This window comes from Halonotius terrestris, from assembly GCF_006861665.1.
GTDB lineage: Archaea > Halobacteriota > Halobacteria > Halobacteriales > Haloferacaceae > Halonotius > Halonotius terrestris.
Genome location: NZ_RKLU01000003.1, coordinates 405878 through 418472, shown reverse-complemented (window position 1 = coordinate 418472; position 12595 = coordinate 405878). Strand labels below are relative to the sequence as shown.

Here is a 12595-nt window from a genome sequence, read left to right as displayed (position 1 = left end):
GTATTAATCGACTCGCCGACAGCCGGCCTCACCGATGGCGGTCGATGACGGCTTTCGCCTCTTGGCCTGCTTGTTTCCAGCCGTAGCCGGCGTCGTAGACGTGGCGTTTGTTCTCGACGAGTTCCTCCGGCGAGGATTCCTCGAAGCCGCCGCGATCCCACGCCCCCGATTCCCGCAGCCACGTCACGACGTTTTCCTTCGTTTCCTCCCACGAGAGATCGACCATCTCGTACCACGCGATCATCGCAAAGACGGCGTTGTCGTGACAGCCAGGGACAGAGCCGTGTTCGTAGATCGTCGCCATCGGCTCGATGGACGGCTCGCTCACGAGCTCAGCGTACTCCGCCGCGGTCAACAGCCGAAGCGTGCCGTCGTCGTCCTGCTCGACGCGGCTGACGGCTTTCAGTGTCTCAAGGGCGGCCTTATGCAGGCCGCTCCACTCGCCATCGACAGACTCTCTGAGTTCCGATTCGGTCAGCTCGTCGGCTGTTAACAACGCGAGGCTGTCGGTGTAGGCTTTCTCGATCGTAGGCCACGCCGTCCCCTCGAACCGGCAGTCGGGCTCATGGAGGCTGTTTGTCGTCCGACAGCCGGGACAGGGGTAGCTAAACCGCGGCACGGTTGACCGTTCGCTGCCGCGGGATTATAGTTTTACATCTCAGCCGTCGTCGGCGATCCAAGTTTACCGCCGTTGCCGGCGACCCAAGCCCCCGCCGTCGCTGGCGACCCAGCCGACTACTCGCCGTAGTCTTCCTGTCGGAGGATGACGACCATCGAGAGCCCCGAGACGGCGAGCAGAATTACGGAGGGGATCACGGCATACTGAAAGAAGGCGTTCGCTTGGGCACGCCAGATCAGTGTCACCAGTGTCTCGAAGCCGGTCGGTCGGAGGATCAGCGTCGCCGGCAACTCCTTCATCGTCGTCAGGAAGACCAACGCGCCGCCGGCGACGATGCCGGGCGTCACCAGCGGCAGCGTCACCGTCCGAAAGGCCTGTAGCGGCGTCTCCCCGAGCGTCCGGGCGGCTTCGACGAGCTTGGGATCGACCTGCAGCGTCGAGGTCCGGATCGAGCCGACGGCCTGCGGCATGAACCGGACGACGTAGGCGAAGATCAACAGCGGAATCGTCTGGTAGATCGACGGGACGAGCGGGAGACCTAGCCCGTCGAAGCCCGTGGCGAAGAAGACCAACGCCAACCCCAGCACGATCCCGGGGACGGCGAAGCCGACGTACGTCGCTCGCTCGAAAATCCGCGCGGCGATCGAGTCGTCTCTGGCCGCGAGGTAGGCGACCGGGATCGAGACGACGACGGCGACGAGCGCGGCGGCGGCGGCGACGCCGATGGAGTTTGTCACCGTCGACAGCTGGAGGGCCAACTCGTCGCGCGCCGTGAAGTCGGCGGTCACGAGCCAGAGGCCGAGGATCCACAGCGGGACGAGCAACGCCAGCCCTGCGATCGACGCCGGGAACAGGGTCGCCGGCCACCGCCAGACGCCCAACTCGATCGGCTGTGTTTCCTCGGCCGTGCCGACGCCCTCGCCGTGGCCGCCGGTTTCCTCACGGAGCCGGGATTCGATAGCGAGCACGACGAGGACGATCCCCAGCAGTTGCAGCGAGAGCAGCGAGGCGTAATCCTGACTGAACGTCTGGAACTCGACGAAGATCTGCCGGGTGAAGACGGGCAGCCGCATGATCGCCGGCGTCCCGAAATCCGACACCGCGTACAACGCCGACAGCAGCGCGCCCGCGGCAATCGCCGGCCGGACGTGGGGCAGCGTCACCCGGCGGAACGCCTGCCACCGGCCGTGGTTGAGCGTCCGGGCGGCCTCCAGCAGGGTCGTATCGAACGACAGCAGCCCGGCGCGGGCGGTCAGATAGACGTAGGGATACGTATAGAGTGTAATCACCAGAATCGAGCCGGGCAGCCCGTAGATCTCGGGCAGTCGCTCGATGCCGAGCGGTTGGAGGATTGCCTGAAACTCACCGCGCGGGCCGAACGCCGAGACGAAGGTGAACGCGCCGATGTAGCTCGGAATCACCAGCGGGAGGGCGACGACGATCGACCAGAACCGCCGGAACGGGAGGTCGGTCTGGACGGTCAGCCACGCCAGCGGGACGCCGATTCCGATTGAAAAGGCGGTGACGCCGACCACTAACAGCAGCGTGTTTCGGAGGATGCCGACGGTCGCCGGGCGGACGAGGAGCTCCCACGCCCGCTGGGGCTCGACGCGGACGGCTTCGATTACGAGCCACGTCAGCGGAACCAACAGCGTCGCGGCGATCGCGCCGGCCAGCAGCGTCAGGCCGACCGAGCGGTCGGCACTGCCGTCGGCGATGGCGCGGAGTCGGTCGAGCGGTGAGGTCATCGGTCGGAACGTAGCTGATCGGAACCGCTCCGGCGTGACAACCGTGTCGGTTCCCGTCGCCCGGCGGTCGGATTCCAACGGATATAAGGTTTAGGTTTACCTAATTCGGATATGGAATTGACCCGACGGGATGCCGTGAGCGCGTTGACCGCGCTTGGGGCCTCCGTTGCGGTCGCCGGGTGTAGCGACGCCGCGCCGACAGCCCAACAGCCCGATAGAGACGCTGATGTCGACGCCGATGTGGATGCCGACACCGAACTCCGCGAGACGATGGTCGCTGCCGCCGAGGTAGTGTATCCCGACGAGGTCACCGGGATCGACACGTTTGTGAACACGTTTCTCGACAGCCGACTGGCCGGCGATCGCCACGCCGCCAGCGTTGCCGACGCGGTCGCCGCCGTCAACGACCGCGCCAAATCCTGGTACGACGATCGTTTCGCCGCCCTCGACGCCGACACGCGCGATTCAGTGCTCCGGGAGATGGGAGCCGACACGGCCGAACCCCACCGTGACGGCTCGACCGCCGAGGAAGTCCGGTACTACGTCGTCAACGAACTCCTGTTGGCCCTCTACAGTTCGCCGACCGGCGGCGAGTTAGTCGGCATCGAGAACCCACAGGGGCATGCCGGCGGAACCGACAGCTACCAACGGGGGCCGCCGACGTGAGCGGACGGCCGCCGGCCGAGGATATCGAAACCAGCGCGGGGGCGACCGACCGCACGCCCGTTGCCGACGCCGACGTGTGTATCGTCGGTGCGGGACCGGCTGGCGCGCTCGTCGCCGACCGGCTGGCCGACGCCGGCCACGAGGTCGTCGTCCTCGAAGCCGGCCCGCGGTTCGATTTCGACGACCGGCTCGCTCGCCAGGAGAAGGCGATCCGGCCCACCTACAGTCGCCCGGAGGTGTGGGACAGCGACCCCGAACGCGACGCTCACGGCAACTCCGGGCCGTGGTTCTATCCACTCAATCACGCCCGCGCCCGCGGCGTCGGCGGCTCGACGCTCCACTGGCAGGGGATGGTGATGCGGCTGCACGAGGGTGATTTCAACTCGAAGAGCGAGCGCGGCGTCGGTACTGATTGGCCAATCGATTACGCCGACCTGCGGCCCTACTACGCCGCTGCCGAGCAGGAACTCGGCGTCGCCGGCGGCGACAACCCCTTCGCGCCGCCCCGCGAGGAGCCCCGCCCCATGCCGGCGTTTCCGCCCTCCTACAGCGACAGCCTGTTCGCCGACGCCTGCGACGAACTCGGGATCGCCATGCATCCGGTGCCGAACGCTCGCAACTCCGAGGTCTACGACGGCCGCAGCCAGTGTGTCGGCTACGGCACCTGCCAGCCAGTGTGTCCGTCGGGTGCGAAATACGACGGCACGGTGCATATCGAATCGGCTGAGGAGAAGGGCGCGACCGTAATTGACCGCGCGGCTGTCCAGCGGCTTGCCCACGACGCCGACCGGATCACTGCCGCGACCTACGCGACGCCGGATGGCGAGTATCGACAGGAAGCCGACGCCTTCGTCCTCGCGGCGGGCGGCGTCGAAATCCCGCGGCTACTCTTGCTCTCGGAGTCCGAGCAGTATCCCGAGGGGCTAGCCAACTCCAGTGGCGCGGTCGGTCGATTCTTCATGGATCACCTCTTCGCCGGCATGGGCGGCACACTTGACGAGCCGACACGGCAGAACCACGTCGGCTTTCTCACCAGCGAGAGCCACCAGTTCTACGACGACGCCGACGCGGAGTTTGCTCCGTTTAAGCTGGAATTTTTCAACTACGCCGGCCCGTCGCCGGTCGAGATGGCCCTCACCGGCGACGACTGGGGCAACGACCTCCTCGATCGCTTGCGCGACGGCTACGGCACCCATATCGCCATGGGTGGGCTGGTCGAACAACTCCCCCGCGAGGACAGCTACATCGGCCTCGACGAGTCGACGACCGACAACCACGGCAATCCGGTGCCGGATGTCCACTGGAACGTCGGCGACCGCGCGCTGCGAACGATTGAGCGCGCAAACGAGATCCAGCGGTCGATCCTCGACGAACTCGGTGTCGACATCGAGTGGACGGCCGGCCCCGACAGCACCGGGCCGGCGTACCACCACATGGGGACGACCCGGATGGGCGACGACCCCGCCGACAGCGTTGTCGACGCCGAGTGTCGCACTCACGATCTCGACAACTGCTGGATCGCCTCCAGCTCCGTCTTTCCGACGGGCGGCGCGATGAACCCGACGCTCACCATCGCCGCTCTCGCCTTGCGTGTCGCCGACGCCGTCGATGCAGCGGTGTGACGGCTCCCAGCCGCTGCTTTAGGGAAACCTAAAAGTATAAACCGGAGCGCGCGAAACGCCGGGTAATGAGTCAGGGATTGCAGCACGAGGCCGAGACGGAACCACGAACGAACGGTGCCGAAGAGACCGAACCGACTGTTGACGCCGGCGACGATGCCGACGCGACTGATGAGACTGCGGAGGTCGGTGAGTTCACCTTCGACGACCTGAGCGTCGTGATGGGCACCTACAACGAGGAGGAAGCCATCGCTACCGTCCTCGAGGACATCGAGCGCGTCACCGACGGCAAGGCCGAAGTCGTCTGCGTTGACGGCTCCTCCGATCGAACACCCGAAATCGCCCGCGAGCACGGGGCTCGCGTGATCGAACAGGAACCACAGGGGTACGGCGTCGCCGTTAGCGCGGCGATCCACGCCGCCGACCGGCCGGTCGTCGTCACGACCGACTGCGACGACACCTACCCGATGGACCAACTGCCCGAGTTCCTCGCGGAAATAAACGACGGCGCGGATGTCGTCAGCGGCGACCGGCTCTACTACGGTGCGGAGGCGATGCCGGGCTTTAATCGGTTTGGCAACCAAGCCTTCGCGGCGATTGCGAGCGTCCTGATGGGAACCCGTGTCCACGACACCACGACCGGAATGAGAGCCTACCGCAAGGAGGTCATCGAATCCATCGAGTGGACCGAAAACACCGGGCTCTCGGCGGAACTCCTCATCCGGCCGCTCATGCGGGGCTACGAGATCCGCGAGGAGCCGATCAGCTACGCCGAACGCGCTGGCGAGACGAAACTCGACCCGATTCAGGGCGGTGCGGCGATCGCAAAATCGATCGTCAAGGTCTGTCTCGAAGAGCGGTTCCGCTGAGCGCGCCGCATCGACCCGCGTTGCTACCGATCCTGTCGCGGATCGACTCCGTTTTTAGAACGATTGGGTAAACGTCGTCGCGCCGGACTGTGGGTTGACTGTGATCGTCACGTCGTAGGAGCCCGACGGCGCGGCGATCCGGTTCAGGCCGATCGATAGTGTGTCGCCCGCGCTGATTCCTTCGTTGCCGGCGAAGTCGATCGTGTAGGTGTCCCCGTTGTTCGCTGTCGACGTGTCGTCGATGTCGCGTGACACGTCGCCCCCGTCAAGCAACACCTCGGTCAGTGAGGCGTCAGCCAGCGCGGCGGACCCGCTCGGATAGGTAATGCTGAGTCCGGTGAGGGACCCCCCGACGACTGCGTCGTCCTCGGCGAACGTATACTCGTAGGTCGCCGTCGTCGTGTCACCGCTCCCGCTGTCCGCCGTTGATCCGTCGTCGCCGCTCTCGCCGTCGCTTCCGCCGCTACAGCCGGCCAGCCCGATCGCGCCTGCGACACTGATCGCGCTGAGCACCCGCCGCCGTGTCGGTTCTGTCATATTCCGAGATTTATCGAATCACAGAAAAATTTTCTCACTGCCGGTCAGCCGCGATGGACGATGGCGATGTCGCAGTCGAGTTCTTTCAGCTGTTCGAACGTCGGCGCGTCGATGATCCGGGAGACGACGTTGCGATCGGTGCTCGAACCGAGGATCGTGAGGTCGTAGTTGTCGGCGTGGATCGAGAGGAACGTCTCCAGCGGGCTTGTCGTCACCCGCGTTTCGATGGCCCGCTCGAAGGTTTCGACCAGATCGGCGACCATCGCTTCGGCGGTACGGCGTTCGCTCTCGCTGTCGATGCTATGACAGACCGAGACGTAGCTCGTCTCGCCGGCGAGCCGTTCGGCGAAATCGAGCATGGCGTGGGCCACCTCGCCGTAGTTTTTGATCGGCAGGAGGATGCGCCGCCAGCTCGTCCGCTCGCCGTTGCTCCGGAGAACGACCACGTCGAGTGTCGACTCGAACAGGCCTCTGATGAACCGCGTGAGTTCGCCGTCGGCCGTCTGGTAGGGCGTGACCACGAGATCACAGTTCGTCTCGGTGGCTGCTTCGACGGCGATCCGGGCATCATCGGGCTCGCCGGCGACGACAACGACCTCACAGGGAATATCGAAACGATCCCGGAGGGATTCGGCGTGGGCTTCGAGGGTTTCGGCCGTCTCGCGGGCTGCCGGCGGGAGATCGGCGGCGTCTGTCGACGCGCGCCCGTCACCGGCCGCTCCGGCTGCCGCATCACCAGTCGGGGTCACCCGGCGAAGCTCCGTCCCGCCGTCGGTGTCGACAGCGGCCTCCTCAGCTGTTGCGTCCACGTCGCTAACGACGCTGAACAGGACGAGTTTCCCGGTTTCGTGGGCGGCAGCGAGCTGTGCGCCGAAGGTAGCGACGGTTTCGACCGTCTCGCCGCGCATCGGGACGAACACCTGATCGTCGGCGTGGGTTGTCTGGTAGAGGTAGTCGGCCCGCCGTTCGTAGATCTCCCGTCGCCAGACGACGAAGACGCCGACGACGATGAGCGAGGAGGCGAAGACGCTCACGACGTAGACGAGCTGCGTCACGCCCGAGACGAGAATCAGCAACGCCGTTGAGAACGCCTGCGACTCCTCCAAATCGAGGCCCCACGTCACGACTCCGGTCAGCAACACGCCGAAGGCGGCCGCGCCCGGATTGATCTGGAACGTTTCGGGCGCGACGTTGTACCAGTACCGCGCGCTGACTTCGAGGGCGACCCAGCCGCAGATCGCGCCCATCGTCATCCCGCCGACGAACCGTCGCGGCGAGGCGTACTGCGATTCCGGATCACGAAACAGCGCAAACGCCCCCGAGACCAGCGGCGGGAACAGCAGGAAAGGAAGGAGGTCGATGCTGTTGGCGAGCCACGTCACCAGCCCGATCAACAGCGGCACCACCAACAACAGCGAGAGGTGAATGAAGTTCCGGGTGTCCTCGAGCCAACTGCGGAAGTCCCCCCACTCTCGTCGGAGCAGCCGCGAGAGTCGGCTGAGAATCGTCCGGAGCCGCGAATCGAGTGGCGGCATAACCGACAGGAGACGCGGTACCGGCAAAAAGTTACGCTTCGACGGCGACGCAGCGACCGTACTGCGGGTCGTGCGACACCTCACTCGGTGAGCGGCAACAGGATTCCGAAAATGAACGGTGAGAGCAGTCCGATCACGATCCCGCTTAGCTCTATGTAGAACAGCGCGGTTCGTTCCCACGCGGGAACCGTGAGCCCGCTGGCGGTCAGACCCAACTCCCCGAGCGCGCCGATGGCGAAGAGCGCGACCCCGAGGAGGAACCCGCGTTTCGTCAGCGTCGGATAATCGAGGTTGCTGTAGGCACCAGTCATTGTTCTCGTCGGTAGGCGATATCTACGGCTTCGATATGAAAAACGACTCGGCTCACTGGGATCGGCCGCTCAGCCGGCGACCGACACGTCGGTCTCGAAGGTGGCCCACTCGGGATGGGCCGTCGGATCGTCGGGCAGGTAGGCGTCCTCCGGATCACAGTCCGTCGTGAGCCGACAGACGCGCCGTTCCGCCGGGGTGACCGCCTGCAAGCCAGCCGGCGTCGACTGCACGGCCGTCCACTGCTGGTAGGTGTAGGTGTTGCCGCCGGTGTCGACCAAGGTGATCCGGAGACCGACGTTCTCGGTCGCATCGATCGTGATCGACGTGTTACCCGTGGTGACTGCCGTCCCATTGACCGAAACGAGTCGGGCCGATCCGTTTTCGAGCGTCCAGTTCGCGCTGATCGTCTCATCCGGCGCGTCGATATCGCGGGTCACCGTCTCGCCGTCGGCTTCGATGGTGACGGTTGCCCGGCCCACACGATCGGCGACGCCGACCCGCGTTTCGCCCGTCAGCGACTCGCCGGTCGGCGTCGACAGCGACTCCAGTTTCGGCGAGACGAACTGGTCGGGCTCCGGCGTCCACACGCCGCGGTAGGCGAACCGGTAGACCGACCGATTGGGGTACGCTGCCAGCACCTCGAAGTTTCCTGCCGGGTCGCGGTCGCGGGCGTAGACAACCTCGCCGTCGAAGCCGGGGTCGTTCCGCAACGACTGGAAGGGATGATTCTGCCACGGGCCGTAGGGGTCCGGAATGAAGACGAGCGCGTTCTCGAAGTCCGTCGATTCGATCGGCTCGTAGACGGTCTCGTACTTCTCGGTGTAGGCCATGTTGCGGTCGAGCGGTTCGGCGACCGCGCCCGCCGTCACGCCGCCCACTGCGAGGGCGGCGACGAGCGCGACGGCGACGGCGATCCGCCGGGCAGCCGTCGGCGACGTGGCGGCGATGAGGCGATCGAAGGTCCCCCCGCCGCGGAGCCATCGCCAGCCGACGACGAGGCCGAGGGCGGCAAAGATTGACAGCGGCACCAGCAGGTCGAAGTAGTAGAACGGGCCGAAATGCGAGACCAGCCCGTTGGCCGGATCGTCCAACTCGGCGAGCATGTTGTGGGTGCCCCAAAACGGGATGTTGCCGATCGGGACCGACACGAACAGCCCCGCGAGCGGTAGTCCAGCCGTCGAGCCCCACTCGCGGTCGCGGCCTCGCCACCACTGCGCGGCGACCAGCAGGCCGAGGGCCGCCGCCAGCGTGCCGATGACGCCGCCGGCGAACCACCGGGTACCGAGGAATTGGAGCGCGTAGCGGTTGGATTCGAGTGCGAGATCGAGCGTGTAGACGACCTCGTGGCCGAGGATTTCACGGAAGCCAAAGCCCGGCCCATCCAGCGGCGCGAACGCCTGATACGGGAACACGAGTGGGTCGCCGGTCAGCACGGTGTTGTACGCGAGCGTGATCCCGACGAACGCGGTCCCACCGATCCCGGTGAGGATGTTGCGCTGGACTGCGTTCGGCAGCGACCGGACGCCGGCGCGACTCCCGAGCAGCCGCGCCTGCTGGCCCAGCGAGCGGTCGTCGGTCCACAGCCCGCGGCCGACCGTCCACACGGCGTGGAGAATGAACGGTGCGGCGAACAGAATCGCGGTGTAGGGCCGTGAGAACGCGGCGAGTCCGATGGCGATGCCGGCAGCCGCGGCCGCCCGCAGCGACCCGGTGCGGACGCCGTGGAGATAGGCGACCGCAAACGAGAGATTGAGGAGTGTCGTCGGCGCGTAGGGAAGAAACACTGACGACGTGAACAGCGTCATCGGCGAGATCGCAAAGAGGCCGCCGGCCAACAGCCCGACCCGCCGGTCGGCGACCATCGAGCCGAGCACCGCCACGAGCACTGCGTTGCCGCCGGCGACCGCTGCCAGCGTCACCCGCGGCTCGCCGAACAGGGCCATCGAGACCGCGAACATCGCCGCCGGCACGGGGTTGTACTTCGAGTAGAGGTCGCCGCCATTCTCGATGAAAAACCACGGCCGGAACACGTCGGCCAACTCGCCGGCCGACAGCGTGAGTTGGCCCTCAAGCAGCATCGACGCCTGCATCAGGTAGACGCCCTCGTCGTGGTTGACCGAGTGGTACGGAAAGACGAAGACGGCGATGAGAAAGACGGCAAGCCCCGCGCCCGCGCCGAGAGCGAGATAGCCGGCAGTTCCTGTATCAAACCGGTCGCGGAGTCGTTCGACGCGAAGCCCGCGGCCGCGCTCGGCGAGGCGGTCGATGCCCTGTCGGAGCGTCCGACCGAGACTCGCCAGCCGGGAACGCGGGTCGGCGGCCACGTTAGACGTCGATGCCGACGTCCCGCATCAGGTCGATCGTCGGTTCGAGATCAGCGAGTTCGGAGAACTCGATGTCCGGGACGTTGAGTTCGTCGATCGTCGGCAGATTGCCGACGGGCTCGACGTCGGGAATCAGCGGGTACTCGAAGGTCTCGACGGCGAAGTACTCCTGGGCTTCCGCCGACAGCAGGTGGCGGACGAAGTTCTGGGCGAGATCGCTGTCGGAAGCCGTATCGAGGACGGCCGCGCCGGCAACGTTGAAGATCGAGCCCGCGTCGCCGTCGGTGAAGGCGGTGTCGATCGGCGCGCTCGGCGAGCCGTCGAGGACGCGCTGGATGTAGTAGTGGTTGGCGAAGCCGGCGTCGAGTTCGCCGTTGGCGACCGCCTGGGAGACCTGGAACTCGTCGGCGTAGGCGGTGATCCCTGAGTCGACGACGCCCTGGAGCCACTCGCGGGTCGCCTCCTCGCCTTCGAGGAGTCGCATCGCCGTAATGAACGCCTGACAGGAGCCGTAGCTGGGTGCCCAGCCGAGGTCGGCACCGAACTGCGGGAAGGCCATCACGTCGCTGGGGATCTGGCCCTCGGTCAGCGTGTTGGTGTTGAACGGCACCGTTCGCGCGCGGCCCGAGGTTCCGACCCACTGGTCGGTGCGGAACTCCTCGGAGACGGTGTCCTGAATCTCACTTGAGAGAGCCTGCGTTCGGCCCATCTGGGCCAGCGAGGCGAGACTTCCGGAGTTGACCGAGTAGAACACGTCGGCTGGCGAGCCGCTGCCCTCGGTGTCGATGGTGTTGACGAGGTCGCTGCTGCCGCCGTAGCGGACCTCAGGCGTGAAGTCCGGATAGGTCTCGTCGAGGAACTCGATCAGCTCGCCGACGAGGAACTCGTTGCGACCGGAGTACAGCGTCAACTCGCCTTCGAGATCCGGGAGTTCCGCGACGGGCGTCCCGCCGGGAGCCGGTCGCCCCGCACGACCGGAGCCGATCTGGCCGACAGACGAGTCGCTTGGCGTCTCCGCCGAGTCGCCGGTATCGCCGGTACAGCCCGCCAGCGCGAGCGCGCCGATTGCTGCCGAGCCGGCGAGGAACCGCCGGCGGCTACTGTGCGTCAGTCCGTTTCCGTCAGCTTTCTGAGTCATATTTTTTAGGTATCCCTAAAACAACTTATACCCGTTGGTTCGCAGTCGGTGCCGTCTCGGCGATCGCGTCGAGGCAGTCGAGCCAATCGCCCATGAACTCGCCGACGTAGTTGAAGAACTCGCCGTTGTTGTAGTCCGACCAGTCGCCGCCTTCGAGTTCGTCGGCCATCGCCTCGAAGATCGCGGCGTAGGCCTCGGGATCGGCACCGAACGCGTCGCCGGACTGCTCGACGGACGCGGCCGCTTCCTCGCCCACGTCGTCAACAATCTCCCAGAGGTGTTCGTTGAGTTCGAGGCCGGGCACCTCGTTGTTGAGGTCGTCGAAGGTGCTGCGGGCGGCTTTGTTGTGCTCACAGAGCGGCTCGCCGTTGTAGATCTGCGTGCCGAGGATGTCGCAGGCGCGCTTGAGGAANACGCCCGACCAGATGTCGTCGAANCGGCCNACGTCCCACTCGTTNTCGTCCATCGGNAGNTGGTAGAANGCNGGGATNACNNNACGNCGGAANGCGAGGTTCATCGAGCAGACGGTGAGGTAATTGCCCTCTTTGGCGACGAAATCGCCCTCGTAGTCGTCCTTCGAGGTTCGGGTCTGGGCTTGGCCCTGCAGGTCGCCGTCCATCAGAATCCGGACGGCGTCGAGGTCGGGCACGTTCGTCCACAGGCCCTGGGAGGCGACGATGGTGTCGGCGTGGGTCTGCTCGGTTTCGACGGTTTCGTGCATCGCCGAGTAGGGGTACCCGCGCGGGTAGAGGTCGTGTTCGTCGGCGTTCTGATAGAGCACGTTCACCCACTGCTCGTCCGAGGAGACGGTCTCGATCTCGCCCTCGNNGGCGAGGTTNNCNNNGTGGNNGCCGAAGAAGTCCNATTCGTCGTGGGGNAGCGTGTCGTCGTCGATGAAGAAGCCGTANTCGNAGTCGNTGGCCCACATGTANAGNAGNCCGAAGNNGGTCTCGGCGTGGCTGGCGGCGGGGACGATGTGGCTGTACTCCTCGATGTCGTTGGCCTCATACCACTCTTGGCGGCGCGTTCCGTCGAAGACTTCGCCGGAGACGCCCTCATCCTCAAGCATTGCTTCCATCTCGTCGGTCTCACAGAAGTCCTCGGTGATGAGGACGACGTGGAGCCGCGAGAGGTCGAAGCCGTGTTCGCGGGCGTTGTCGAAATACGCCCGCATACACTCGTATTCGCGGATCGTCGGCACCATAACGCAGATATCTTGGCTCATTTC

General features: G+C 65.8%; 11 protein-coding genes. 3 read left to right on the top strand and 8 right to left on the bottom strand.

All coding sequences use genetic code 11. The features are described 5' to 3' along the window. Positions 1–28: 28 nt before the first annotated feature. Together EGH24_RS08925 and EGH24_RS08920 are read right to left on the bottom strand one after the other, a co-directional pair. Positions 29–619 carry a DUF7474 family protein gene (locus EGH24_RS08925; RefSeq protein ID WP_142979802.1) on the bottom strand — a complete coding sequence of 197 codons (591 nt, stop codon included), beginning with the start codon at positions 617–619 and terminating at the stop codon, positions 29–31. Positions 620–735: 116 nt separating this feature from the next. Next, entirely contained in the window at positions 736–2367 is a 1632-nt protein-coding gene (locus EGH24_RS08920; RefSeq protein ID WP_142979801.1) for an ABC transporter permease, read from the bottom strand. 111 nt (positions 2368–2478) lie between these two features. On the opposite strand from EGH24_RS08920, the gene EGH24_RS08915 reads away from it, so the two are divergent. From EGH24_RS08915 to EGH24_RS08905, 3 genes are all read left to right on the top strand, one after another. Beyond that, the gene (locus EGH24_RS08915) at positions 2479–3033 is read left to right on the top strand and encodes a gluconate 2-dehydrogenase subunit 3 family protein (RefSeq protein WP_142979800.1); all 555 of its coding nucleotides are present in this window, start codon (positions 2479–2481) and stop codon (positions 3031–3033) included. Continuing rightward, entirely contained in the window at positions 3030–4655 is a 1626-nt protein-coding gene (locus tag EGH24_RS08910; protein WP_142979799.1) for a GMC family oxidoreductase, read from the top strand. The genes EGH24_RS08915 and EGH24_RS08910 overlap by 4 nt, the downstream gene beginning before the upstream one ends. A gap of 218 nt (positions 4656–4873) precedes the next feature. Then, positions 4874–5521, top strand: a complete 648-nt coding sequence (locus tag EGH24_RS08905; RefSeq protein ID WP_246057948.1) for a dolichyl-phosphate hexose transferase — start codon at positions 4874–4876, stop codon at positions 5519–5521. A gap of 54 nt (positions 5522–5575) precedes the next feature. On the opposite strand, the gene EGH24_RS08900 is transcribed toward EGH24_RS08905, so the two are convergent. The 6 genes from EGH24_RS08900 to EGH24_RS08875 all read right to left on the bottom strand — a co-directional run bounded on the left by EGH24_RS08900 (position 5576) and on the right by EGH24_RS08875 (position 12592). After that, entirely contained in the window at positions 5576–6058 is a 483-nt protein-coding gene (locus EGH24_RS08900; protein ID WP_142979797.1) for a DUF2808 domain-containing protein, read from the bottom strand. 44 nt (positions 6059–6102) lie between these two features. After that, complete coding sequence (locus EGH24_RS08895) at positions 6103–7593, bottom strand: HPP family protein (RefSeq protein WP_142979796.1); 1491 nt, start codon at positions 7591–7593, stop codon at positions 6103–6105. 80 nt (positions 7594–7673) lie between these two features. Then, positions 7674–7904: a DUF7860 family protein gene (locus EGH24_RS08890; RefSeq protein WP_142979795.1), complete on the bottom strand. Its 231-nt coding sequence runs from the start codon at positions 7902–7904 to the stop codon at positions 7674–7676. Positions 7905–7973: 69 nt separating this feature from the next. Beyond that, positions 7974–10229, bottom strand: coding sequence for an ArnT family glycosyltransferase (locus EGH24_RS08885; protein ID WP_246057938.1), 2256 nt, complete (start codon positions 10227–10229; stop codon positions 7974–7976). Between the two features lies 1 nt (position 10230). Then, positions 10231–11367, bottom strand: a complete 1137-nt coding sequence (locus EGH24_RS08880) for an extracellular solute-binding protein (protein WP_142979794.1) — start codon at positions 11365–11367, stop codon at positions 10231–10233. A 25-nt stretch (positions 11368–11392) separates the two neighbouring features. Next, positions 11393–12592, bottom strand: a complete 1200-nt coding sequence (locus EGH24_RS08875) for an alpha-1 4-glucan-protein synthase (RefSeq protein ID WP_142979793.1) — start codon at positions 12590–12592, stop codon at positions 11393–11395. Between the last annotated feature and the right edge of the window lie 3 nt (positions 12593–12595).